We start from the raw sequence: 26378 nt of genomic DNA, 5'->3' as shown, positions 1-26378 counted from the left end.
CCGCCGAAGACGAAGGACACGAGAAGTTGCCAGTATTGGAAGAAGGCGAAACGCCTGCGTAGAAGCAGCACCTGGGCAAGGACGAAGATGAAGCTCATCAGGATCGTGATCACGCCGAAGGACAGCGGTGTGGCCGCCGCAATGGCTGCCGGGACAGTGGAGATAGGCGTGGTTCCTAGTTCGGCGTGAACGGTGAAGGCAATACCGATGGTCATGATCCAGATGCCGGAGAAAAACATCACCCACCGCGTCAACGCACCGTATCTTCTGGCAGGGTCCCGTGAAGTTTTATCTACAGCCATGAGTAGCCAGTCTTGGACAGTGTGCAGGAGTGATAAGAAAACCCACCCCTTCTCCTCTGCTGGGCAGGGGTGAAGAGGTGGGCGTCCTCAAGCAAGGTGTTAGCCGCGCTGAATCTTCTCGGCAACACCTTCGCGGAGCTTCTGGCCACGGAAGACCTGACGTGCCTCGTCCTCATCAGGCTCACCGAGGTAACGCTCCAGGCTGTCATCGAGCTCCAGCATCCACGGGGTGTGGTGCTCAGCAGCCTTGGTGCCGGTAATCACGGAGGTATAGGTGACATCACGGAAATTCATGATGTCATCCTGCTTGGACTGCAGCCACTGACGCTGGATATTGGCCACCTCATCCAGATCAAACATCGGATAATCGGTCTGTTCGATGAGATCCTTGACATAATCACACTGGAAATCGATCTGTCCGTTCTCATCCTCCAGGGACTTGAAGCGCTTGAGCCACTGATCCATATGCTCACGCTGCTTCTTCGCATTGGGCAGCTCAATACGCTCGAGGATGACATCACGGGTGTACCAGGCCTGGGCATCAAACATGTTGAAGGTCAGCCACTGGTCCTGGGCCCCCAGCCAGAACAGCTGGTTGTTCTTCTCCGAAACAACACCGCGGTACAGGGTATCCGGGTAGATGTTGTTAGCAGACTGCAGAGACAGGCTCGATGGCAGGAACGGGTAGTGGTGCTTATAACCGGTGCACAGGATCACGGCGTCGAATTTACGCTTCTGCCCATTCTTGAAATGTGCGGTGGAGCCATCAAAGCGACGCACTAATGGCAGCTCCTCCATCTCCTGTGGCCAACCATGTCCCATCGGCTTGCTGCGGTAGCTGTAGGTGATGGAACGCGCGCCCATTTTATAAGCCTGGGAACCGATATCCTCCGCGGAATAGGAAGCACCGATCAGCAGAACATCCTTATCCGCAAGAGTCTCAGCGCCACGGAACTCGTGGGCATGCATGACCTGTCCCGGGAAAGTCTCAATGCCTTCAAAGTGGGGAACGTTCGGGAAGCTGAAGTGGCCAGCGGCAACAATGACATTGTCATAGGTATCACTGCTGGTGATACCGGTCTTCAGGTCCTCAACATGGACGGTGAACATCTTGGTGTCCTCGTCGAAGTCAACCCAACGCACAGCGTGAGCGAACTTGACGTACTTCTTCACATCAGACTGCTCTGCGCGACCGTTGATGTAATCCCACAGCACCTCGCGAGGTGGGTAGGAGGAGATTGGCTTTCCGAAATGCTCATCGAAGGTGTATTCCGCGAACTCGAGGATTTCCTTCGGGCCGTTTGACCAGAGGTTTCGGTACATGGAGGAGTGAACAGGCTCGCCATAATGATCGGTTCCGGTACGCCAGGTGTAGTTCCACTGTCCGCCCCACTGGTCCTGCTTTTCAAAGCACACCAACTCAGGGATCTCCTGGCCCTTCTTCTCTGCTGACTCAAAAGCCCTCAGCTGGGCCATCCCGCTTGGACCGGCTCCGATAATTGCTACGCGTTTCTTGCTCAAACTTGCCTTCCCGACCACCCCTGTTAGCAGGCGGTCTTACTCATCACGCATGCAGGGGGCGGGGGCGAAGGCTGGTCCAGGTCTCCCCCGCTACCACTCCGGGGATTCAGGCTCACTAGACAACTCGCCGCCGGCCACTCTTGGGCCGCATGCTTAAAAATGGACTGATATGCACTGTCCGTGCAGAGGTATCACTAAGCAAAAAACAAACCTCGCCCATATGCCACATTCATCGACCCAGGGCCTACCTAGAGCGTCAGGGCGAAGGTTCTTTTCTGCTTAGGTCCGTATTACACCTTAACAAAATAGATATGAATTGCAAGTTTTTTCTATTTATCTTTCTGAATGAATGTATATACCAGCTGGCAGAAGAGTTATTTAAATTTGAAAAAGGTCGGACTTGTTGCCGCACGATAGTTAAAAAGAATGAATAGGGAATTCCCATAGGAGCCCTCGGGTCATCTCACACACATTCGGAAAGGCCTGCCCGGACATGCGCCTAGAGAACTTCGGGCCCAAAATCCCCATCCAATCGCCGGTTATGATCGCGTGTGAACCACAGGGCCGGCACCGCCCCCAGAAGCATCAGGACCATCCCCCACATGTTGATCGGCAGATAAAGAACCGAGCCGCCCAACATCAAAAATAAGAACCCCAGTGCCCTGCCCGTGTACAGACCAAAGGGGTAGTCCTCCGGATTCCCGATCAACAGCGGTAAGCGCACGAAGGGATTCCACCGCGCCAGCTGAAATGTCATCATAATGGCCAGCAGCGAACCGACAGTCAAAATCGCAATTCCGGGGATAAGGTCCATTAATTGATTTCAACATCATGTGTTGCAGAACACAATATGCTGAGTGGGGAAACCTTTGATTTCATGCAGATTGGATGGTTACTGACAGGGAAAGCGCATGCGCTTCAAGCTCCGCCGGTGTAATCGCCTGAACATTCAACTGTGGCCATTCCGCTGTTGCCCGAGCATAAATTTCCCTCTGCTCATCCGTTTCAGGAGGGGAAAACAACCGCCACAACCGGTGTTGTCTCATCAATGTTGATTGTTTTCCCCTCAGCTAAACGAAGCTGTGCCCCCGGAAGATCGAAGCGTATCCACTCCCCACCTCCAGGAATCCACCTTTGTGATGAGGGATCGGGGATTGGATGTAGCCACGAAGGAAAAAGCATCGCTGATCTCATAAACATCAGATGAGTCATCTTCCAGAACAGCAAAATCCACCAGATTATCGCGATGTCCCACAATCAGGTCAGGGCTTTCCACCAAACGCTCGGAAACAAGAGGACGTGCACTATGAGCTGCTCTCATTTCACGCAGGATCTGATACCGCTCTCGACGGACTGCAGGTTTGGGATCCCCAGCAATCATCTGGGTGAAAAGAAGGCAGGTAATCGCAGCCGATGACTCACCACTGGCGGTGCGTGACTTATCTATCCGAATGACATTGTGCATTTGGTGGACAAGCCGATCGATCATGGTTTCCGCAGAATGCCGGTGATCCAGCTCCAGCTGTGGTGCACTCTCAAAATCATTGAGCTCTTTCTCCAAGGCTCGAAGCCATTCGATCACCGGCTTCCCTGCTTTCAAACTTCTCGGCAAACCATCAAGACTGGAAATAATTCTCATCTTCGACATGGCCGAGCCTGGCGTGCTCATCCTCTGTTTTAACGAATCGCTTTTTCCACCATCGCGGAGATGATCTTGAGTACTCCCCCATTCACCACGAGCAGGACCTTGTTGGCCACCAGTTCATCATTGAGGGTGGGTGCGAGGTTTTCGATGAGGTTGGCGATCAGTGCCAGTTTGGGGAATCGTCTGGGGGTTCCCAGGTTTTTCAGCAGGGCTGCGGTGATTGTCCGCTGGGCTGCGTTGATACCGTTGAGGATGAGCTTATTGCCCGGCAGTTCCTGCAGTTTTCCGTAGCCGGAGATCGCCAGTCCGAGCTGTTTGGCCTGGCGTTGTCTCTTGGCGGGTTTGTCCACGGGGACTTCACGCAGTACCGCCAGGGTCATGGCGTAGAGGGCGACGGACTCCTCCAGTTCCAGGTAGCCGTGTTCGGTGTCGACGGTTTTCCTGGCGGCCAGGTCTATGAAGCGTCGCTGGGCACGGCTTTCCAGTTCTTCCTTGCTATCGCGTGGGTGGTCATGGAGGAGTTTTTCGGCATAGTTCTGGGCTGCGGGGAGCATCTGTCCGAAGAGTTCACCGAAGGCGTCGGCAAGTTCCCCGGCATCGAACTCTTCGATCAGTTCGGCATCAACCACCTCCTCACCCGCATCAACAGGAACCCCAGCCTCCTCGCCATCCGAGGCAGCCGCACCGCTCTTCCCCGGTATCAGTTCCAGGGTGGGGAAGGTGTCCTGGTTTTTCTTGCGCAGTTCGGCAAAGGGCCTGATGGTGTGCACTGCCCCGTCGAGCATCTTGATGGTGGATCTGCTGATGATCTTCTTCACCAGGTTCGCCTGGCGCAGCTGTGGATCCCGGAGGGAGTCCACCACACTGCCCAGCTGGATGGCCAGGGCGATGTCCTCAGCGCGGTTGGCCAAGATGAAATTGCAGTCCTCTGCCAGCACACCGTTCGCGGCAGCAGCGCCCCGTCGGATCCGTGCCAACAGTACTGTGGCCAGGCATTCCTCTGCAGCAACCAGGAGGGAGAGTTTGTGCATCCAGCCATCAGGTGCCAGCGCCTTCTGGGTGGTGGCTTTCAGTTCATCGGGTTCAGCAGTCATGAAACCGGCGGCACCGAACACCACCGCCTGGCGCAGTTCATGGACCAGGGCTTTCAATGTATCCATCTCGGATGCGTCATCAGCCACAGGCACACGCCTGCGTTGTGCCAGCAGTTCATTCAGGTGGGGTTTCCCGGAGATGTCCAGGCGCCCGAGTTCCTCCACCGCATCCTGGTAGAGAGGGGCGGAAGCATCAGCGATGTCCTGAATCCGGGTGCGCCACACAGAGGCCATGGCCTCGGCGATCAGGATGCGTCGGGCGGGAATTTCTGGCAGCCCGGCGTCGAAAAGCAACGGCTCATCCCCCACGAAGACGGACACCACGGCAGCGCCTGAGAACTCACCTGTCAGATCAAGAAGGCGGAGTCCATGGGCGACAGAGTCCACGGGCAGCCTGTCAGCTGTCATGTGGCCGAGCATCTCCCAGTGGGTGATGGCTGTTTCCCCTCCGATGGCCACCGTGACGGGGCCGTCGGTGAAGAACTGTGGTCCGCGCTCAATGAGTGTCGAGTTCATACCGACAATGCTAACGGTTTTCCCGCCCAGCCAGGTCGCCATCACACTGACAAAGGTCTCTTACCAGCACTTTTCAGGGGTTTCACACCGAGGGGCTCATCCCTCCGCCCCACCTGAACGATCCCACTCTCACCCCGACTTACCCCACCCATCATGAATTTAATTACCTGTGATTCGCAGCAATCCCTTGACAGACCAAGCGGTCTAGGCTTTTGTTGAAAGCGCAATCGGTTTACCTTTAATCCTCTCCCTGGAGCCCCGGATGCTGAGGAACGTGCCACCCGAGAAGGTGCGCGTTAGGTAGGCCAGACCCCGCTGTTGGAGTAGGCGGGAAATATCCGGGGCAGTCCTCCTGCACACCTGGTGTTTCCGCGTACCCACATCGCGGTCCGGCCACCACTAGGGATTGCCGTGCGTCCTAGCCGGGATCTGCACGTTCGGCTCAAGCAGAAGGACTTAAACAAGTGACTTCTTTCTTTTCTTCCACCATTGCAGGCGTTCCACGGATCGGCGCGAACCGTGAACTGAAATTTGCCCTCGAGGGTTTTTGGTCCGGTCAGACCTCCGGTCGGGATCTCAGCCACACCGCGACTCTGCTCACCAACGCTTATGCTGATCAGCTGGTTGCGGCAGGCATTGACTCTGTGCCCACCTCGGGGCGTTCCTATTATGATGCGATGCTGGACACCACTGCCCTGTTGGGTGTGTTCCCAGAGCGCGTCCAGGACATCAGCGATCATGAAAATGATGGTCTGCCCAGCTTCATCGATCGTTATTTCGCCACGGCCCGCGGTACCGCTGAGGCTCCGGCGAGTGCGATGACCAAGTGGTTCGACACCAACTACCACTACCTGGTGCCGGAGCTCTCGGCTGAAACCCGCTTCATCCTGGATGATGCAGCACTACTCACCGACATCAAGAACCAGCTCACCCGCGGCATCAATGCGCGTCCGGTACTGATCGGTCCATTCACCTATCTTTCCCTGGCACGCACCACCGATGGTTCCGATGCGCTGGATCATCTGGAGACCCTCTTCACCGTCTATGAGCGCCTCCTGGCCAAGTTGCCCACCCAGTGGGTCCAGCTGGATGAACCATCATTGGTCACGGATGTGTCCCCTGAGCTCCTGGCCCGTGTCCGTGCTGGTTATGCCGCATTGGCTGCACGTGGTGGGGTGTTTGTGAACACCTTCTTCGGTGCTGGTGATCAGGCATTGGACACCTTGGCCGGTATCGGTCTGGGTGCGATCGGTGTGGATCTGGTTTCTGATGGCGTCACCGACCTGGATGCCTGGACCGGTGAGGAACTGCTGGTCGCGGGCATCGTTGACGGCCGCAATATCTGGCGCACGGACCTGTGCACCGCCCTGGCAACTTTGCGACGCCTGCAGGCACGGGGCCCGGTCGCGGTCAGCACCTCCTGTTCCCTGCTGCACGTTCCTTATTCTTTGGCGCCGGAGAATATCAATCCGGAGGTGCGTAGTTGGTTGGCCTTCGGTGAGGAGAAGATCACCGAGGTTGCCGCGCTGGCACGCGCCCTTGCTGGCGAGGTTGATGAAGCGCTTTTCGACGCCTCTGCCGCTGCCCTCGCAGACCGCCGCCACTCTGGGCTCACCCGCGCACAGAACCAGCAGGTCAGCCCAGCTGACCGCGAACGTGGAGAATTCGGGCGCAGGCAGGCAGCCCAGGACAAGGCACTCAACCTCCCACCGCTGCCGACCACCACGATCGGCTCCTTCCCACAGACCGCTGAAATCCGTTCGGCACGTGCGAAGTTCCGCAAGGGTTCTCTCACCCAGGCGGAGTATGACGAGGCCATGCGCGCCGAGGTCGCCGATGTCATCGCCCGCCAGGAAGCACTCGGCCTGGATGTGCTCGTGCACGGTGAACCAGAGCGCAATGACATGGTCCAGTACTTCGCGGAGCTTCTCGACGGCTTCCTCACCACCGCCAACGGCTGGGTGCAAAGTTATGGTTCCCGCTGTGTACGCCCACCGGTGCTCTATGGCAATGTCTCCCGCCCCACCGCGATGACGGTGCCGTGGTTCACCTATGCCCAGAGCCTGACCCAGCGCCCCGTCAAGGGCATGCTGACGGGACCTGTGACCATGCTCGCGTGGTCATTTGTGCGTGATGATCAGCCACTGTCTGTCAGCGCCGACCAGATTGCCCTGGCTCTGCGTGATGAGATTGCGGATCTGGTGGACAGTGGTGCGCAGCTCATCCAGGTGGATGAACCTGCCATCCGTGAACTGCTCCCCCTGCGCCGCGCCGACCAGGAGGCCTACACCCAGTGGGCTGTGGGGTCCTTCCGTCTGGCTACGGCACAAGCACCGGATCACATCCAGATCCACACCCACATGTGCTATTCAGAGTTCAATGAACTGATCAAGTCCATCATTGACCTGGATGCCGATGTCACCACCATCGAGGCCGCCCGTTCTGACATGCAGGTGCTTGCCGCCCTGAAGTCCTCCGGCTTCGATCTCGGCGTGGGGCCGGGTGTGTGGGATATCCACTCCCCACGTGTGCCCGACCTGGATGAGGTGACAGCCCTGCTGGATGCCGCACTGGAATCCGTGGATCCCCGCCACCTGTGGGTCAACCCGGACTGTGGACTCAAGACCCGCTCCTGGGATGAGACCACTGCCTCATTGAAGGTGCTGGTGGAGGCAGCTGCCAAGGCCCGGGCCGGACTGCTGCAACGGGTTTAGTTCCATAAAAACATTGAGCCTCCTCCACATTTCCTGTGGAGGAGGCTCAAATAGTTCCAGCGTCATCTGGACAGCATCACTTAAACCGTGACACCGCGAACAGTCCTGCCGCCAATGGCAGCAGTGTCAGCATGATGGCGGCACCCATGGCGGTGCCGAAGCTGAAGGAATCGGTGGCAATCTGCATGGTGGCACCCAGTGCAGCGGCACCCACCACTGCCCCGACCTGTCTGGAGGTGTTGTACACACCGGAGGCGGAACCCACCAGATCAGAAGGAACATCACGCAGGGAGATCGTGGAGTTCGGAGCCCAGCACATGGCGTTGGCCACGCCGAAGATCAGGACCGGGATCAACAGCATCAGCGGTGAGGCATCAGAGATCATGAAGATGGCAAACAGTGCCATGGTGCTGAGCATGGCTATGAAACCGATACGCGAGATCATGCCGGGAGCCAACCTGTCGGTGAGACCTCCGATCACAGGTGACATGAAAACTGAGATCACACCCATCGGTACCAGCATCAGTCCGGCAGTTTCCGGGGACATGTTCTGAGCGCTCTGGAGATAGAGCATGATGGGCAGGTTCACGGAATAGACGGTGAAGCCCAGCATGAAGACGGCAAAGGCCCCGATGGTGAAGTTGTGGGTCTGGAAGAGCCGCAAGGGCATCAACGGTGCAGATGAACGCGTCTGCATCCAGACAAACAGCACCAGGGCTGCGATGCCGAACACCAGCACCATCCAGACCACCGGGCCATAACCCAGTTCCGGTCCCTGTTGGAGGGCGACAACAATCGCCAGCACCGCCACCAGGCTGACCAGGCCTGAGAGGTAATCAATGCGGCTGGCACCCGTGGGCAGTTTGGGCACATAGAGAGCCACCATGATCAGTGAGACAAATCCGAGTGGGACATAGACCAGGAAAACTGCCTGCCAGCCGATCATGCCCACCAGCAGACCACCGATGACAGGGCCGAAGAGGCCGGCGCTGGAGGCCACGGCACTCCAGATGCCGGTCGCAGCACCGCGACGGTGATGGGCGAAGATCCGGTGGATGATGCTCAGCGGTTGTGGGTTGAGCAGGCTTCCGCCCAGGCCCTGGAAGGCACGGGCCAGGATGAGCATTTCAATGGTGGGTGCGAAGGCACAGGCCAGGGCTGCGATGGTGAACACGGCCATGCCGGCCAGGTAGACATTGCGTTGTCCGAAGCGGTCCCCCAAACGCCCTGTGATCAGCAGTGGGACGGCGAAGGTGAGCAGGTAGATCGCCGACACCCACACCGCCTGGTTCAGTGATGCACCCAGTTCCTCGCGGATGCGGGGCAGGGCGACTGCCACGAGAGACTGGTCAAGGAGGGTGAGGAAGAGGCCGACACTCAAGGCACCGAGTGCCTTCCAGGCGCGGCCTTCAGGAATCGGTGGGGTCTGCTGAGTCTGAGGAGTCTGTGCGGTCATCAGTCAAGCGTCTCCACTTTTGTCTTCGGCAGGGTTTCGCGCCCAAACATCCAGGCCACCGCAGCCAGCAGGCCGATCACGCCACAGACCATGAAACCATATTGGAATCCGATGGCGCTGGCGATCGCGCCGACCAGGATCGGGCCGGTGATGGCTCCGAAATCCTGGGCCATCTGGAAATTGGCCAGCACCTTGCCCCCGGCCCGTTCGGAGCCGATGACATCCGCCAGCACGGCCTGCTGTGCGGGGTTGACCAAGCCAGCGCCGGCACCCGCGAGTGCAGAGAGGATACACAGGGCCCAGATATTGGTGCCGAATCCGATGGCGGCGGTGAAGATCGCGTTGACCACCAGGCCGGTGACGATCAGTGGTTTACGTCCGATCTTATCCGCCAGATCACCGGAGACCTGCAGGCAGAGTGCGTTTCCGGCGGCGAAGGCGGCCATGGCGAAACCAGCGGCCACACCACCGTTGGTGAATACGGCTGCGGCGAACAGTGGCAGGGTGGCCACGCGGACACCGAAGTTGGACCAGCCGTTGGCAAAGGCACCGATCAGTGCAGAGCGGTAGGCAGAATCCCTGATGGCCTCAGCAAAACGGAGCGGAGGGTTGTTGGGGTCATCCTTCTTACGCAGTGAAGCATCAACCTTGGGCATCTTCGCCCACACCACAAACGCCGCCAGGGCCACGGTGGCACCGTAGATGGCAAAGGGTGGGCGCATGCCCAGGGTGGACAGGGCCGCTCCGACCACAGGGCCGATGATATTGCCGAAGAGGAAGGCGGAGGCATAGGTGGAGGAACACCTGCCGCGGATCTCAATGGGCGCCATCCGCACGATCAGGCCCATGGCGGAGACCGTGAACATCGTGGAGCCGATGCCGGCGATGCCACGCAGTGCCAGGATCTGCCAGTATTCCTGGGCGAAGGCCACCAGGCCGGTGGTGATCGCAACGATCATCAGGCCGGACAGGTAGACCTTGCGGGAGCCGATTCTGTCGATCAGGGCACCGGACATGGGTGCAAATAGTAGCCGTGCGCCGGCGAAGATCGAGACAACTGCTGAGGCTGCCGCCAGGCTGACATCGAAAGTCACCACGAACTGGGGCAGGATCGGGGCGATCAGTCCGTAGCCGAGTGCAATGATAAATGCCGCCGCCACCAGGACCCAGATCTCTGTGGGGATCTTGGGTTTTTCACCCACAGGAATATTTTCAGAATTTTGTTGAGTATTCACCATTTCGTGATCAAGGCTAGCCCGCTTTGGGCAAAATATCCATGTGAGCTGCAGTTAACACATGAGATTCGAACATGCATTCGTTAATTATTCGAACGCGTGTCCAGTGTCTGTTCTATTCTCAGACCCATCATCAAGAGCCGAAACCGATTCACATCCATCACTTCCCGCACAGCTTCACCGACCCGCTACGCCAAGCATCTCCGCAGCGTCCACCCTGGTCATCTCACGCAGATCATCTCCTTGATGCGCCATCCGCGTTCACTGGCCCGCCCGCTTGCCAGTTGGCGGCCACCCAGCCTGCCATTACCAGCCCTGGCCAGACATGACTCCCTCACGTTGACGCTCTCGCGGATGCGTGTAGGTGACACTGCCCGCGAAGTCATCCGTGACACCGGTGAAATCCGCTCCCCCGCGTACCTGATCACCGTGCGCCTGAGCAGTCCTGAAGGTCACCGGGTGCCCCGGGCGTTGGCGGAGGGCTGGGTGAGAGCACTGCTTGACGACGATAAAATCATCGCCGTTCATGAACTCCCCGATGAACCGACACCCACCTTCTGTTGGTTGGCGGATTCCCGGTTCATCCCCGTGCCCTCCCCCGCGTCACTGTTCCAACGCCCGGCACATGCGGCCTAACTACTTCTGATCCGACTTCTCGTCGTCGTCCTCATCATCCTCATCATCCTCATCATCCTCATCATCCTCATCATCCTCATCATCCTCATCATCCTCGTCATCCTCATCATCCTCATCATCCTCGTCATCCTCATCCTCGTCATCCTCGTCATCGTCCTCATCATCAAGGTCGTCGAGGTCATCTTCGTCGGCATCATCGACAAAGAGGTCATAGACATCCGGCTCATCAAATTCCTCATCATCAAAAGGAACCAGCTGGGCCTCCCAGTCCTCCGCATGGTCATCAGCCAGGGAGAGGATGTCGAAGAGTCGATCAAAGTCGGTGAAGGTGCCCAGGTCCAGGACTTCATCAGTGGCGAATTCCAACTCGGTGGTCAGATCCGCGAACATGCGCTGGCGGTCCTCCTCCGATAGAACAGCATCGCCATCGGCCTCCCACAGTTCCTCAATCGCCTGATCGACAAGATCCTCGAAGGACTCGCCGATGGCAACAAAACTGACGGCCGCTGTCGGGACACCATCCTCAACCTCAACCACCACCTGGAGTTCAGAGTTCTGACCCACTTCAGCGCGGACGAGGTTGGCATTGGCTGCATCCTGATAGAACTCAAGGTCCTGGATGCGTTCATCCGTACCTTCCAGCAGGTCTCTCAACACCGTCACCACCTGGTCGGTGGCCACATGCCTGGCTACTGCCGCCACGGCATCCTCAATGGAGAACACAACCGAGACCAAAACAGCCTCGAAATCCTCATCATCTTCATCAACGTTGGCGGCAGCGATATACACATTGGCTGCCGGCAGGAGGGAGTCGATCTCCACGAACTGGATTTCCAGGTCAGAGGTGATCGGAACGAACATTGTGTCGCCGTTTACACGCGACTCGATACCATCACTATCGAGCGCAGCTGCGATGTCCTCGAAAAAGCTCATGTTCGGATGACCTTCCATCTGGGTTGTGCTGGGGAGGGCCCCTCAGACACTGCCGACCAGCTTAGTGCCGGAGCCGCCCCGATGCCCACCAAATCACGGCAAGTGTGGGCACGAGGTACACATATCGGCTCTTGGCGAGTGGTAAATCATGCAACAGCTGGCACGACGCAACTTACCTCCCTCCGTGAAGCGTGGTGTCGGGACAGAAGCGGCAGTGGATAGGCCACTGATAAGCGCTATGGCCACCTCCTGGGCCAGCTCCTCTTCGAAGGCTTCCTCACCTGCCTGCATCGCGGCGATCGCCATGCAGTCACCGGCCACCGCCCACAGCGGTGCCGGACGCAGATCAGTCACCTCGCACAGGGTCGCGATGATCGGTGCCACGGCTGCCCCATATTGTTCACCGGCGGTGCGGTAATCACCTTCCTCCAGGAAGGTGTCCGGGGAGTGGCCGAACCAGAAATCATCAACCGCATGGAGACTACCCTTGCTTAAATCAAGGCTGGGGACCTTATCGAATTCCACCATCGCATAGACAGAGGGTGCGACCATCGCATTGCAGAAGGTGTAGAACCACAGCTGTCCGGCAAACTTGCCCTGTTCGATGGAGAAGATCTTCTGGCCTTCAGCAATGGCTGCGCGCACGAACTCCGGGGTGGAGACATCCTCCAGGGTGACCGGTGTGGCTCCAGGTCCCGGAACCAGGGTGTCAGCAAATAGCGGGTACTGGGCGACAACCCGGCTCCAGAAACTCGACTCATTCATATCAACGAACTCCAAACATCTGCATCAGGCCCATCCAGCGTAATTCTGGTTCAGGCTCCTCGAATTCTTCCTGTTCGATGAGGTAGTCCAGTTCCGCGGCGAGACCGGGGCGGCCGGTGCCCCATTCGAGCATGTCGTAATTCTCCCATGCCATACGTTTGGCCTGACGAGGGTCCCATGCCATACGACTGTCAACATCAATGATGAAGGTGCCACGGCCCGGTTCATCATCAGTGCGGTCCCGGTAGGGACGCCACTGCTCACCCGGTCTGGCGTTGTGGATGAACTCCGCCCAGTGATGCTGCACCAGGTCCGTGATCTGCTGGAGATCCTCCATTCCACCGCCCAATTTGCTCAACCCCATGGAGCGGGATGATTCATGGTCACCGAAGACCGCGTTGAGTTCAAAGGAATGGATGGCACCCAGTCCGATCTTGCGTAGGGACTGCGGTGCGTAATCAAAGCGGTACATCCAGGTTGGCTCATGGCGGGCATGCAGGTGGGCCAGGCGGACGGAAGGGGCCCAGAAGATGGCGTCGGCAAGCAGCTCGGCGAATTCTGAGCGGGACTCTCCCCCGCCATAGGCCTCCATCACCAGATCAGTGTTATCTGGATCGAAGACATTGAGCATGCGCAGCGCAGATTTCCGGCGTGCTGAGTTACGCAGGTAGAAGGCCTTGGAAAAGGAGGTCTCATCCGAGTTGGTACCGATGATGAGCGGGATCCGCGCCTGGCGGCCCTGCTCAAACATGATCAGGGGATGATCCGGCAGCAGTGTGCCATCCACGGTGGGCCCATAACAGGAATTCAGGTACAGCAACTCGCCGGAACGCCACAGCATCGACTGCCCGGCGCGGATGAGGTCATCGGCTGATTCTTTGCGGAGTTCATCCAGGGTGGTTTCGCGTGACATGGCCATGCGGTAGACCAGTTCGCGTGCCCAGAGTTTGGATTGGGTGGGGGAATGCACGGTGGCCATGGGGGCGGATTGGACGATGGCGCGGTGGAAGAGCCCCTGGGCGGCGGGCACGCACATCAAGGAGATGACGCCAGCAGCGCCGGCGGATTCGCCCATGAGGGTGATGTTGTTGGCGTCGCCGCCAAAATATTCAATGTTCTGGCGGATCCATTTCAGGGCTAAGAGCTGATCATGCAGGGCCGGGTTGGCCACGCAGTCCTCCCCCACTGATCGCAGGTCCAGGTAGCCCAAGGCCCCCAGGCGGAAGTTGATGGCCACATAGACCACGTTCATGTCCTTGACCAGGTTGTAGCCGCGCAGGGCCTTCTCACTGGAGGCGCCCATGATGTAGGAGCCGCCGTGGAGGTAGACCACAACCGGCAGAGGTTCCTCGGTATCGGGGCGGACGATGTCGAGGTTGAGGCAGTCTTCTGAGCCGCGGATCTTGTCGGTCCAGGAATAGGTGGGTTGGGGTGCGACCTCACCGAAGGTGGAGCAGTCCCGTACGCCCTGCCATTTCTTCATCGGTCGTGGTGCACGGAAGCGGTACTTGCCGCCGGTGTTTTTGCCGTAGGGGATCCCACGCCAGGTCATCAACCCGGGCCCGCGCACCCCTTTCACAAAACCTGAGTGTGTGGGGACCACGAGATCTTCCGCCAACACCAAACCGGCAGCACTGTTAGCCATGTGACCTGATGCCTGTGGAGTCCACGTCGAACCATTCATAGTCCCAGGCTAGGCCCGATCCCATGACCCGGCAATGAATGTCGGGTGTGAGGTGCACTTTCTGCACAGGGGTTTGATGGGCTGAGGGGTGGCGCGTATATCTGTGAAACTTTGCACAGGCCGTCCTGGGGTTATGCAGATGTGGAGCTCTTGAAGTTCCAGAAATGTGGGGCGCACATGCTTTACACACCAGCTCAGCTCCCACGCACCGCCACCATTTACTTCGCCAAGCTCTCCACGAGATCTTCGATGCCATCGTCATGAGTGAAGGATGCGGTATTCAGGCGGAAAGTCAGGAGTTGGCCTGTGATGTCCTTGAGTGTCAGTGGCAGGGGGCAGGCTATTCCGGAATGCTGCTGATCTCCCCACCAGCAGGTACTCCCTGATCAGCAAGGTTTCTGAGCAGCCTGCCCTGAGTGGGTGAAAGTTCACGGATGTATATAGCTGGGCCCCCTGGTCCACTAGCTGTAGTCGCAGGAAATTTTCCCCCTTGAATGCTCCCCCTGTCTCCCACTCCGGCACAGAATGTGATCCAACCACGTACCATCGGCATCCATGAACATCAACCTCATTGATAACGGCCCCATCAAGGTCGGCGACACCCACGAGTTCCGCTATACCGTCCCGGCTAACAAGTCGGTGCCGGATCTCTATCCGGAGTCTGAGGACTTCGCTGCCATGCCCCGGGTGTTTGCCACCGGTTTCTTTGTGGGTCTGATGGAGTGGGCCTGCATGGATCATCTCAAGGCCAGCTTGCCCGAGGGTGCCATTTCCCTCGGGGTCGGTGTGGACATCACCCACGATGCCCCGGCCACCGAAGGAGCGGAGCTGATGGTCCGAGTCAAGGTGGAGAATCTGGGCAAGCGTTCCGCGGAGTGGTCCGTGGAGGTCACGGCCAGTGGGACGGTTCAGGGTCAGGGCACGCACAAGCGTGTGCTGGTGGATCGTGGCCAGTTCACGGACACGGTGAACAGTCTGGCCACGGATTTCGGGGCCCGCCAGATCTAGCGGATCGGGTCTTATGTGGCATGAGGGTATAAAATCCCATTCATGGTCAATCACGTAGACAGGGAAACCACCCTGTGCATTTCACTCGCTGCACGCCCCTCCAATCACGGTGTGCGTTTCCACAACTGGCTTTACGCTGAGCTCGGCTTGAATTACCTGTACAAGGCCATCGCCCCGGCTGATATCACCGCGGCTGTCGCAGGTATCCGGGGTTTGAATATCCGGGGTGCTGGTGTGTCCATGCCCTATAAGGGTGATGTGATCCCATTGATCGATGTCCTTGACCCCAGTGCGGAGCGGATCCGGTCGGTCAACACCATCGTCAATGATGATGGGCACCTGACCGGTTATAACACTGATTACACCGCTGTGGCCAAGCTGCTGCAGACCCACAAGGTCAATCCTGATCTGCCTGTGTCCATCCGTGGGTCTGGTGGCATGGCCAATGCGGTCATCGCAGCCCTGGCTGATCATGGCCTGGCTGGCACCGTGGTTGCCCGCAACCACACCACCGGCGCTGCTCTGGCACAGCGTTATGGCTGGGATTACTCGGCGGAAGTGCCGGAAACAGCTAAAATTCTGGTCAATGTGACTCCTTTGGGAATGAATGGACCCGATGAAGACGTTGTATCTTTTACACGGGATGAAATTGACCGTGCTGATGTCATCTTCGATTGTGTGGCTATGCCCGTGGAGACCCCTCTGATCAAGATCGCGAGGTCCCTGGGCAAGGAAACCATCGACGGTGGCGAGGTTGCCGCACTTCAGGCAGCTGAACAGTTCCACCTCTACACAGGTGTCCGTCCCACGGATGAGCAGATCATCGCTGCGGAAGAATTCTCCAAGCCTTAACCAACCCAGGAGGCAAGCATGGCTAAAAACACCACTATCACTGATGCTGTCAATTCAGATCCGCAGACGCTGGAGGACAGTGCAGGCCTGGGCGGCAAATTGTTGATCCCGGCGCTGGATAAGGCCGTGCACATGCAGACCAGTGCGATTGAGGGTTATGTCGCCTGGCTCAAGCGTAAAAATCCTGATCACAACCCTCAACAGCTGCAGAGGCTGATGAATAAGCATCTCAAGACCATTGCCACCGGTTCCGGTGCGTCGGTGGGGCTGACCGCTGCCGTGCCAGGGATCGGTTTCATCACCGGTGCCCTGGCCGTGGGTGCGGAATCCCTGGTGTTTCTTGATGCTGTGGCGTTCTACACCATGGCCTCGGCTCATCTACGTGGTGTGGATATCGCCCATCCCGAGCGTCGTCGCGCACTGATCCTGGTGGTGCTGCTCGGCGCCCGGGGCAGCGCCCTGGTGGATGCCGCCGTGGGTGACATAGGTACCAGGAAGGCACCGGCCGCCAGTATCTCGCGTATCAGCATCGCTGGTCTTGGTGATGTGAATAACCGTCTGATGAAGATGGCCATCAAGCGTCTGGGTAAGCGTTTCCGTGGCGCGTGGCTGGGCAGGATCCTGCCACTGGGTGTGGGTGCCGTGATCGGTACCATCACCAACCGCAAGCTGGCGTCCAAAGCGATCAGCAATGCCCAGGAATCCCTCGGCCCCCTGCCGCAGAGTTTTTAATTAACAGTCCCTGACTTTCAACGAAAGGATTTCCCCCGCCACTTTTTACTTCACTGAAAGGCGCTTTCATGCCATCCACGAAAACAACCAACCCTAAACCCAATAGAATCCGCCAGCTGATCGCTGTCGCGTGGGAACGCCCGGCGCTGACCACCCTGACCTTGATCGCGGCAATTCTCGGCACACTCTTCGAGCTGGCGCTTCCGCTGCTCACCGGCGGTGCCATCGACATCGCCCTGGGCAATATCGGCGACACCCTCACCACCACTCTGTTAGACCGTGCCAAACCTGATGGCACCACCATGTTGACCGCGGTGATCACCTTGATCGTGCTGGTGGCCCTGGCACGCTATGCCACCCAATTTGGCCGCCGTTATACCGCCGGTCGGCTCAGCATCGGTGTCCAGCACGATATCCGCGTCAAGGTCCTGCACTCACTGCAGAGACTTGACGGTCCAGGTCAGGATGAGATCCGCACCGGTCAGGTGGTTTCCCGCTCAATTTCTGATATCAACCAGGTCCAGGGTCTGCTGGCGATGTTGCCGATGATCGTGGGCAACATCATCAAGCTGGTGCTCACCCTGGTGATCATGATGATGATCTCCCCTCCCCTGACCATCATCGCCTTTGTGCTGGTGCCACTGTTGCTGTTTGCCGTGGCCTATTCCCGACGCGCCCTGTTCGCCTCCACGTGGTCGGCGCAGCAGAAGGCTGCTGACCTGGCCACCCATGTGGAGGAGACCGTCAGTGGTATCCGTGTGGTGAAGGCTTTTGTGCAGGAGGAGCGGGAGGCCACCACCTTGCAGAACAATGCGAGGGATCTCTACTCCCAGCGCATGCGTACCGCGCGCCTGACGGCCCGGTTCATTCCGATGGTGGAGCAGCTGCCGCAGATCGCTTTGGTGGTCAACATTGTCGGTGGTGGTTATCTGGCCATGACCGGTCAGATCACCGTGGGTACTTTCGTGGCGTTTTCTGCCTACCTGACCAGTTTGTCGGGTGTGGCCCGGTCACTGTCGGGCATGCTCATGCGCATCCAGTTGGCACTGTCTTCTGTGGAGCGTGTCTTTGAGGTCATTGATCTCACCCCTGCTCACACCGATCCGGCCAACCCTGCCCAGCTGCCCGCGGATACTTCCCTGGGTTTGCGTTTCACCAACGTGCATTTCCAGGGCATTCTCAATGGCCTGACCCTGGATATCAATCCGGGTGAGACCACCGTTCTGGTGGGCCCTCCAGGGGCGGGTAAGACCATGGCTGTGCAACTCACCGGTGGGTTCTACCAACCAGATGAGGGCAGCCTGGAATTCCTGGACGCCCAGCAACAACCCATCGCCTTCACTGACCTTACCGCCGCTGATATCCGCAGCAACCTCATCGCGGTGTTTGATGATCCCTTCCTGTACTCCACCACCATCCGCGACAATATCGCGATGGGCCTGGATGTCACCGACGAAGAAATCCACCATGCGGCAACCATGGCGCAGGCACATGAATTCATCACCAAACTGCCCCAGGGCTACCAGGAGGTGGTCGGTGAACGCGGGCTGACCTTATCCGGTGGTCAGCGCCAACGCATTGCACTGGCCCGGGCCTTCCTGGCACGCCCCCGGGTGTTGGTGCTCGATGACGCCACCTCCGCCATCGACGCAACCACGGAGGACCTGATCTTCCGCGCCATCCGCGAGGAGCTGGCGGATGTGACCATCCTGATGATCGCGCACCGTCATTCCTCATTGGAATTGGCTGACCGCGTTGGTCTGGTGGAACAGGGCAAGGTCACCGACTACGCCACCCTGGATCAGATGAACCACAACCCACGGTTCGCCCACCTGATGGCCATTGATTTCCACGAGTCGCAAAATCCAGAGTTCAAACTCGACGGCGCCCGCGAACCCACCCGCGAGGAGCTCTGGCCCCTCGTGGAACAGCGGGAAGACAACTACCGCATCCTCACCGGCAAGCAACAGGGACGTGGCGCAAACATGGCTGCCACCCCGGAACTGATCGCCCAGGTCAAAGCACTGCCACCGGCCACGGAACAACCCCGGGTCAATGTGGACAAGCTCAAAAACGAACACCGCCCCTTTGAACTGGGCCGGATGTTCAAGGAAGTCCGCTTCCTGATCGCCGCCGTCATCGGACTGCTGCTGGTGGGTGTCCTGGCAGACCTGGCCTTCCCCACACTCATGCGCATGGCCATTGACAACGGCGTGCAGGCACGCGACACCAACACCCTCTGGATCATCGCAGGCGTGGGCACCGTGGTGGTGCTGACCGGTTGGGCAGCCGCCACCATCAACACCATCCTCACAGCACGCACCGGCGAACGCCTGCTCTTCGGCCTACGCCTACGCTCCTTCGTGCACCTGTTGCGCCTGAGCATGAACTTCTTCGAACGCACCATGTCCGGCCGCATCATGACCCGCATGACCACCGACATCGACAACCTCTCAGCCTTCCTGCAGACCGGCCTGGCACAGACAGTGGTGTCCGTGGGCACCCTGATCGGTGTGATCACCATGCTCACCATCACCGACGCCACCCTGGCAGCCGCAGCACTCGCGGTGGTACCACTCATCGTGATCATCACCGTGATCTTCCGCCGCATCTCCTCACGGCTCTACACCCAGGCCCGCGAACAGGTTAGCCAGGTCAACGCCACCTTCCAGGAATCCATCGCCGGCCTGCGCACCGCACAGATGCACGGCATGGAAAACCACGTGGCCACCAACTTCGAAAAAGAAGCCGAAGAATACCGCCGCCTGCGCGTGAACTCACACACCGCCATCTCCATCTACTTCCCCGGCCTCTCAGCACTCTCCGAAATCGCCCAGGCACTCGTCCTCGGCTTCGGCGCCTGGCAGGTCGCACGCGGAGAGTTAAGCCCCGGCATCCTCGTGGCCTTTGTGCTCTACATGGGCCTGATGTTCGGACCCATCCAGCAACTCAGCCAGGTCTTCGACAGCTACCAACAAGCCGCCGTCGGCTTCCGACGCATCCGCGAGCTGCTGGCCACCACCCCGAGCGTGGCCGACACCGGCACCCACCCAGGCGCCCGCCAGGCCGCCACAGGCCCCCTGGAACTTAGCAACCTCACCTTCTCCTACACCGAACCCACCACAGACACCGACGACACCCCACCGATCCTGGACCAGGTCAACCTGAGCATCGAACCCGGCACCACCGTCGCCGTCGTCGGTCCCACCGGCGCTGGCAAATCCACCATCATCAAACTGCTCTCCCGCCTCTACGACCCCGACCACGGCACCATCACAGCCACCAACACCGACATCCGCGACTTCCCCACCGACAACTGGCGTCGCGCCATCGGCCACGTACCCCAGGAAGCACACCTGTTCAGCGGCACCGTCGCCGACAACATCGGCTACGGACTCCCCCAGGCACAACAAAGCGACATCGAAGCAGCAGCGCGCCGGGTGGGTGCGTTGACCGCGATCGCTGCGATCCCTGGTGGTTTCCACCACCCTGTCGGGGAACGCGGACGTGGGCTATCCTCGGGGCAACGCCAACTGATCGCCTTGGCACGCGCGGAACTGATCGAACCTGAGATCATGCTCCTGGATGAAGCCACCTCCACTCTGGATCCGGCCACGGAGGCTGTCATCCTCAACGCCGCTGATCGCGTCACCTCACACCGCACGAGTGTGATCGTGGCCCACCGTCTGGCTACCGCAAGTAGGGCTGACCGGATCATTGTTGTCGCCGATGGACGTATCATCGAGGACGGATCTCACGATGAACTATTGGGAACGCATGGAACCTACGCCCGGATGTGGCATTTAGTCGGCTAAAAGGATATTTTTAGAAAGACTGTCACAAAAGAGTGCTATTACTGGGGTGCTAGGCATCCGTGCCAACAACCAGCGTTACAGTGGATAAAATAAAGCTAAGCAAAACCCTCAAGAAGCAAGGAAAAGAGGCGAGTACCTGCCGTGAGCAGCGCTAGTACTTTCGGCCAGAATGCATGGCTGGTGGATGAGATGTTCCAGCAGTTCCAAAAGGACCCCAAGTCTGTGGACAAGGAATGGAGAGAACTCTTCGAGTCTCAGGGGGCTCCCAGCACCGCACAGGACACCCCCTCCACCCCCGAAGCCAAGAAGGCTTCATCTGCCAAGCCTTCCACTTCGGATAAGCCAGCAGCCAAGGCTGCCCCTGCCGCAAAGGCTGCCCAGCCACAGGCAGCCAAGCCAGCACCCTCCAAGCAAAATACGCAGGCAGCAAAGCCTGCCAAGAAGGCCAAGGAGTCTCCACTGTCCAAGCAGCCTGCCCTTCCAGAACCGGGAACCACTCCGATTCGGGGCATCTTCAAGTCCATCGCCAAGAACATGGACATCTCCCTTGAGGTTCCCACCGCGACTTCTGTCCGCGACATGCCGGCACGCCTCATGTTTGAGAACCGCACCATGGTCAACGACCAGCTGAAGCGCACCCGCGGCGGCAAGATCTCCTTCACCCACATCATCGGCTACGCCATGGTGAAGGCAGTCATGGCCCACCCGGACATGAACAACTCCTATGACATCGTTGACGGCAAGCCCTCCCTCGTTGTCCCAGAGCACATCAACCTCGGCCTGGCCATCGACCTTCCACAGCGCGACGGCTCCCGTGCCCTGGTGGTTGCCGCCATCAAGGAAACCGAGAAGATGTCCTTCTCCGAGTTCCTGGCAGCCTACGAGGACATCGTGTCCCGCTCCCGTGTGGGCAAGCTGACCATGGATGACTACACCGGTGTCACGGTCTCCCTGACCAACCCGGGTGGCATCGGTACCCGCCACTCCGTCCCACGTCTGACCAAGGGCCAGGGCACCATCATCGGTGTCGGCTCCATGGATTACCCGGCTGAGTTCCAGGGTGCTTCCGAGGACCGCCTGGCAGACCTGGGTGTGGGCAAGCTCGTCACCATCACCTCCACCTATGACCACCGCGTCATCCAGGGTGCCGTGTCCGGCGAGTTCCTGCGCACCATGTCCCAGCTGCTTGTCGACGACGCCTTCTGGGACCACATCTTCGACGAGATGCATGTCCCTTACACCCCGATCCGTTGGGCACAGGACCTGCCCAACACCGGCGTGGACAAGAACACCCGCGTCATGCAGCTCATCGAGGCCTACCGTTCACGCGGCCACCTCATCGCTGACACCAACCCACTTCCCTGGGTTCAGCCGGGCATGCCGGTTCCAGACCACCGTGACCTCGAGATCGAGACCCACGGCCTGACCCTCTGGGACCTGGACCGCACCTTCCACGTCGGTGGATTCGGTGGCAAAGAAACCATGACCCTGCGCGAGGTCCTCAACCGCCTCCGTGCCGCGTACACCCTCAAGATCGGTTCCGAGTACACCCACATCCTCGACCGCGACGAGCGCACCTGGCTCCAGGACCGCCTCGAAGCCGGTATGCCGAAGCCAACCCAGGCTGAGCAGAAGTACATCCTGCAGAAGCTCAACGCCGCAGAAGCGTTTGAGAACTTCCTGCAGACCAAGTACGTCGGCCAGAAGCGCTTCTCGCTGGAAGGTGCAGAAGCACTCATCCCGCTGATGGACTCCGCCATCGACACCGCTGCAGGCCAGGGCCTGGACGAGGTTGTCATCGGCATGCCACACCGTGGACGCCTCAACGTTCTCTTCAACATCGTGGGCAAGCCACTGGCTTCCATCTTCAACGAGTTTGAAGGACAGATGGAACAGGGCCAGATCGGTGGCTCCGGTGACGTGAAGTACCACCTCGGCTCCGAGGGCACCCACCTCCAGATGTTCGGCGACGGCGAGATCAAGGTCTCCCTTACCGCCAACCCATCCCACCTCGAGGCCGTCAACCCGGTCATGGAGGGCATCGTCCGCTCCAAGCAGGACATGCTGGACAAGGGCGAAGACGGCTACACCGTCGTCCCACTGCTCCTCCACGGCGACGCAGCATTCGCCGGCCTGGGCATCGTCCCAGAAACCATCAACCTGGCCGCACTGCGCGGCTATGACGTGGGCGGCACCATCCACATCGTGGTGAACAACCAGATCGGCTTCACCACCACCCCGGACTCCAGCCGTTCCATGCACTATGCAACCGACTACGCCAAGGCGTTCGGCTGCCCGGTCTTCCACGTCAACGGTGACGATCCAGAGGCAGTTGTCTGGGTTGGCCAGCTGGCCACCGAGTACCGCCGCCGCTTCGGCAAGGACGTCTTCATCGACCTCGTCTGCTACCGCCTCCGCGGCCACAACGAAGCCGATGACCCATCCATGACCCAGCCGAAGATGTACGAGCTCATCACCGGCCGCGACTCCGTCCGTGCCTCCTACACCGAGGATCTGCTTGGCCGTGGCGACCTCTCCGAGGGCGACGCAGAAGCAGTTGTCCGCGACTTCCACGACCAGATGGAATCTGTGTTCAACGAAGTCAAGGAAGCCGGTAAGAAGCAGCCTGAAGAGCAGATCGGTATCACCGCCTCCCAGGAACTCACCCGCGGACTCGACACCAACATCACCCGCGAAGAGCTCATCGAACTGGGCCAGGCATTCGCCAACACCCCAGAAGGCTTCACCTACCACCCACGTGTGGCACCAGTGGCCAAGAAGCGCACCGCTTCTGTCACTGAAGGTGGCATCGACTGGGGCTGGGGCGAACTGCTCGCCTTCGGTTCCCTGGCCAATGAAGGCAAGCTCGTGCGCCTGGCCGGTGAGGACTCCCGCCGTGGAACCTTCACCCAGCGCCACGCCATCGCCATTGATCCGAACACCGCTGAGGAATTCAACCCCCTCAACGAACTGGCTCAGACCAAGGGTGACGGCAAGTTCCTTGTCTACAACTCCGCACTGACCGAGTACGCAGGCATGGGCTTCGAATACGGCTACTCCGTGGGCAACGAAGACGCCGTCGTAGCCTGGGAAGCACAGTTCGGTGACTTCGCCAACGGTGCCCAGACCATCATCGATGAGTACGTCGCATCCGGTGAAGCCAAGTGGGGCCAGACCTCATCCGTCATCCTGCTGCTGCCACACGGCTACGAAGGCCAGGGCCCGGACCACTCCTCAGGACGCATCGAGCGCTTCCTGCAGCTGTGTGCCGAAGGTTCCATGACCATCGCCCAGCCGACCACCCCGGCGAACTACTTCCACCTGCTGCGCCGCCATGCACTGGGCAAGATGAAGCGACCACTGGTTGTCTTCACCCCGAAGTCGATGCTGCGCAACAAGGCTGCAGCCTCTGCACCGGAAGACTTCACCGAGATCCCCCGCTTCCAGTCCGTCATCGACGACCCCAACGTGGCAGACGCCAAGAAGGTCAAGAAGATCATGCTGGTCTCCGGCAAGATCTACTATGAACTGGCAAAGCGCAAGGAAAAAGACAACCGCGACGACGTTGCCATCGTCCGCGTGGAAATGCTCCACCCGATCCCATTCAACCGGATCAGCGAAGCATTCGACTCCTACCCGAACGCTGAGGAAATCCTCTTCGTTCAGGATGAGCCAGCCAACCAGGGTGCATGGCCGTTCTACCAGGAACACCTGCCGAACTACATCGAGAACATGCTCCCGATGCGCCGTGTTTCCCGCCGCTCCCAGTCCTCCACCGCAACCGGCATCTCCAAGGTCCACACCATCGAACAGCAGAAGCTGATCGATGATGCCTTCAAGGCCTAAGTTGTAGTGCTGGGCGCCCAACCTGCGGTAACACTGCAGATTGTAGGTGGCAGCTAGTAGCAAAGAGCCCGCCGTACCAATTGGTACGGCGGGTTCCTGCGTTGCTGGATGCTTTGCGACGATCGACTTGCCACCTCAACAATCGCTCTCGTGATAGCGAAAGAATCCTAGACTTCCGAATGTATTCGGAATAAGGTGTGCGTATGACCAGTGCAGCATTCTCCCCCACCTCAGTTCGGCGCTCTTCTGATTTGAGCAAGCACTCAGCTGAAGTATTCGCTGAAGCAGAAAAGCATCCAGTGACCGTCACCCGTCGCGATGGCGAATCCCTGGTACTCATGTCATTGCACGAAGCCAACAGTCGCGCCGGCCTCCTGGAGCTGGCGGCACAGCTTGTCACCGCTTCCCTCGGCGACAGTGAAAGCTTCACTGAGCGTATGACTCAGGCTTTCCCCTGGATGTTCGCACTCTCCCCAGCAGACCGTATAACCTGCGCACACGACCTGGCCAATGCCGCACGTGCTTCTTTCGCCACCGAACAACCCCACCTGGCACTCGCAGAACTGACCTCCTGGAGAGAAACTGCAATCGCTATTGCTGCAGGATTTAATGACTCTGAAATCGAGTGGCTAGACATTGACGAACCCGTTGGACGTCCATGACAATGGGAGCCGCTAAAAAGCAGGAACCCGTCCCCCGCCCCACAAAGAAGGCAGAGTACGAGATCCGTTTTGCCACCACCAACGCCCGAAAAGGATGGCAGGATCTTGTGGCTACCTTTCGGAACCCGATGGCAGACACGTGGGACTTCCTAACACGAACCCCGCTCACCACGACCCCGACCAACTACCGGCTAAAAGTCGCTCTTGGAATCATTCAACGACATGGAGTGAACCATGAGCGTTGGCAGCATAAACCCACTGCGAAAGGCACAGCTCGCATCTGGTTCTTCGTTGTTCAGCGCACTGTCTTCCTCGAGCAGGTACATACGAGCCACCCAAACGAGACGAAGTAGCAGCCTTAATCTCATTGCCAAGGCTGGTATCTCAGAGAATTACAGACTCTCTGCTTGGCACTCATCACTAGGAGCACTGTCCTCGAGTGGCGATTCTTCTCCCCTAAACTTCTTTTTCCGATGTTCTCTCACCCCGGAGATCACACTCCAGAACGCATAGAGCAGGAGCAAACCAGCGACCACCGGAATCACGATCTGGCGGGCCTGACCACTGAACCAATTATTGATCCAACCAAGCAGAGGAATTCTGTACCAGACGGTGCCGTGGACCTGCACACCACGCACGGGATCCTCATCCGCGGAAGGATTCGCATCCCCCTTGGTGATGAAGATGGTCTCCCCTGAGGTACTAGAGGAACGCTCAATCACACGGTGGGTCACCAACTCCGGTTCACCAGAACGGAGCTGGTAGGTGATGACATCACCGATCCCGATCTCATGTGACTCTGCTGGCTTGATCACGATGAGATCCCCGGGCTCATAAATTGGCCGCATAGACCCAGACAGAACCGTGAGGGGCATTCCCCCGACTGCTGCAGGAACCCCCACGATGAGAATTGCGATAGCCACGACCAACAAACTAAGGCCAGTGGTGAAGCCACTCCAGAT

General features: G+C 58.9%; 19 protein-coding genes and 1 pseudogene. 9 read left to right on the top strand and 11 right to left on the bottom strand.

Features of this window, described 5'->3' with window-relative positions; genetic code table 11:
- From Q0M74_RS04510 to Q0M74_RS04490, 5 genes and pseudogenes are all read right to left on the bottom strand, one after another.
- A pseudogene (locus Q0M74_RS04510) lies at positions 1 to 302 on the bottom strand (hypothetical protein); the annotation flags it as partial.
- 99 nt (positions 303 to 401) lie between these two features.
- Positions 402 to 1823 (bottom strand): NAD(P)-binding domain-containing protein, encoded by a 1422-nt coding sequence (locus Q0M74_RS04505; RefSeq protein ID WP_293951873.1) that lies wholly within the window; start codon positions 1821 to 1823, stop codon positions 402 to 404.
- Positions 1824 to 2322: 499 nt separating this feature from the next.
- Positions 2323 to 2637, bottom strand: coding sequence for a hypothetical protein (locus Q0M74_RS04500; protein ID WP_293951872.1), 315 nt, complete (start codon positions 2635 to 2637; stop codon positions 2323 to 2325).
- A gap of 252 nt (positions 2638 to 2889) precedes the next feature.
- Positions 2890 to 3471, bottom strand: coding sequence for a hypothetical protein (locus Q0M74_RS04495; RefSeq protein WP_293951871.1), 582 nt, complete (start codon positions 3469 to 3471; stop codon positions 2890 to 2892).
- 29 nt (positions 3472 to 3500) lie between these two features.
- On the bottom strand, positions 3501 to 5078 hold the full coding sequence (locus Q0M74_RS04490) for a hypothetical protein (protein WP_293951869.1): 1578 nt from the start codon (positions 5076 to 5078) through the stop codon (positions 3501 to 3503).
- 464 nt (positions 5079 to 5542) lie between these two features.
- Between Q0M74_RS04490 and metE the strand changes: the two genes are divergently transcribed.
- Complete coding sequence (gene metE, locus Q0M74_RS04485) at positions 5543 to 7792, top strand: 5-methyltetrahydropteroyltriglutamate--homocysteine S-methyltransferase (protein ID WP_293951867.1); 2250 nt, start codon at positions 5543 to 5545, stop codon at positions 7790 to 7792.
- Between the two features lie 76 nt (positions 7793 to 7868).
- Here the strand turns inward: metE and Q0M74_RS04480 are convergent, their stop codons facing one another.
- Positions 7869 to 9248, bottom strand: coding sequence for a DHA2 family efflux MFS transporter permease subunit (locus Q0M74_RS04480; RefSeq protein WP_293951866.1), 1380 nt, complete (start codon positions 9246 to 9248; stop codon positions 7869 to 7871).
- Complete coding sequence (locus tag Q0M74_RS04475) at positions 9248 to 10486, bottom strand: MFS transporter (RefSeq protein WP_293951865.1); 1239 nt, start codon at positions 10484 to 10486, stop codon at positions 9248 to 9250. Before Q0M74_RS04475 ends, Q0M74_RS04480 begins: the two co-directional genes overlap by 1 nt.
- Positions 10487 to 10729: 243 nt before the next feature.
- On the opposite strand from Q0M74_RS04475, the gene Q0M74_RS04470 reads away from it, so the two are divergent.
- Complete coding sequence (locus tag Q0M74_RS04470) at positions 10730 to 11119, top strand: hypothetical protein (RefSeq protein WP_293951864.1); 390 nt, start codon at positions 10730 to 10732, stop codon at positions 11117 to 11119.
- On the opposite strand, the gene Q0M74_RS04465 is transcribed toward Q0M74_RS04470, so the two are convergent.
- The 3 genes from Q0M74_RS04465 to Q0M74_RS04455 all read right to left on the bottom strand — a co-directional run bounded on the left by Q0M74_RS04465 (position 11120) and on the right by Q0M74_RS04455 (position 14462).
- Positions 11120 to 12052 (bottom strand): hypothetical protein, encoded by a 933-nt coding sequence (locus Q0M74_RS04465; RefSeq protein WP_293951862.1) that lies wholly within the window; start codon positions 12050 to 12052, stop codon positions 11120 to 11122.
- A 93-nt stretch (positions 12053 to 12145) separates the two neighbouring features.
- Positions 12146 to 12817 (bottom strand): (2Fe-2S)-binding protein, encoded by a 672-nt coding sequence (locus tag Q0M74_RS04460; RefSeq protein ID WP_293951860.1) that lies wholly within the window; start codon positions 12815 to 12817, stop codon positions 12146 to 12148.
- A 1-nt stretch (position 12818) separates the two neighbouring features.
- On the bottom strand, positions 12819 to 14462 hold the full coding sequence (locus Q0M74_RS04455) for a carboxylesterase/lipase family protein (protein WP_293951874.1): 1644 nt from the start codon (positions 14460 to 14462) through the stop codon (positions 12819 to 12821).
- A gap of 594 nt (positions 14463 to 15056) precedes the next feature.
- On the opposite strand from Q0M74_RS04455, the gene Q0M74_RS04450 reads away from it, so the two are divergent.
- The 7 genes from Q0M74_RS04450 to Q0M74_RS13870 all read left to right on the top strand — a co-directional run bounded on the left by Q0M74_RS04450 (position 15057) and on the right by Q0M74_RS13870 (position 25769).
- Entirely contained in the window at positions 15057 to 15509 is a 453-nt protein-coding gene (locus tag Q0M74_RS04450; RefSeq protein WP_293951858.1) for a thioesterase family protein, read from the top strand.
- Positions 15510 to 15551: 42 nt separating this feature from the next.
- Complete coding sequence (locus tag Q0M74_RS04445; protein WP_293951857.1) at positions 15552 to 16361, top strand: shikimate 5-dehydrogenase; 810 nt, start codon at positions 15552 to 15554, stop codon at positions 16359 to 16361.
- An 18-nt stretch (positions 16362 to 16379) separates the two neighbouring features.
- Positions 16380 to 17093 (top strand): hypothetical protein, encoded by a 714-nt coding sequence (locus tag Q0M74_RS04440; RefSeq protein WP_293951856.1) that lies wholly within the window; start codon positions 16380 to 16382, stop codon positions 17091 to 17093.
- A gap of 68 nt (positions 17094 to 17161) precedes the next feature.
- Positions 17162 to 20908: an ABC transporter ATP-binding protein gene (locus Q0M74_RS04435; RefSeq protein ID WP_293951855.1), complete on the top strand. Its 3747-nt coding sequence runs from the start codon at positions 17162 to 17164 to the stop codon at positions 20906 to 20908.
- Between the two features lie 141 nt (positions 20909 to 21049).
- Positions 21050 to 24754, top strand: a complete 3705-nt coding sequence (locus tag Q0M74_RS04430) for a multifunctional oxoglutarate decarboxylase/oxoglutarate dehydrogenase thiamine pyrophosphate-binding subunit/dihydrolipoyllysine-residue succinyltransferase subunit (RefSeq protein ID WP_293951853.1) — start codon at positions 21050 to 21052, stop codon at positions 24752 to 24754.
- A 203-nt stretch (positions 24755 to 24957) separates the two neighbouring features.
- On the top strand, positions 24958 to 25416 hold the full coding sequence (locus Q0M74_RS04425) for a prevent-host-death protein (RefSeq protein WP_293951851.1): 459 nt from the start codon (positions 24958 to 24960) through the stop codon (positions 25414 to 25416).
- Positions 25417 to 25418: 2 nt separating this feature from the next.
- Positions 25419 to 25769: a hypothetical protein gene (locus Q0M74_RS13870; RefSeq protein ID WP_366087818.1), complete on the top strand. Its 351-nt coding sequence runs from the start codon at positions 25419 to 25421 to the stop codon at positions 25767 to 25769.
- A gap of 39 nt (positions 25770 to 25808) precedes the next feature.
- Here Q0M74_RS13870 and Q0M74_RS04420 read toward each other — a convergent pair.
- Positions 25809 to 26378: signal peptidase I (locus tag Q0M74_RS04420; protein ID WP_293951850.1), on the bottom strand; the 570-nt coding region annotated here is incomplete at its 5' end.

The sequence above is a fragment of the uncultured Corynebacterium sp. genome (assembly GCF_945649885.1).
GTDB lineage: Bacteria > Actinomycetota > Actinomycetes > Mycobacteriales > Mycobacteriaceae > Corynebacterium.
Note: the sequence above shows the minus strand (reverse complement) of the source record. Positions and strands in the feature narration are given on the sequence as shown.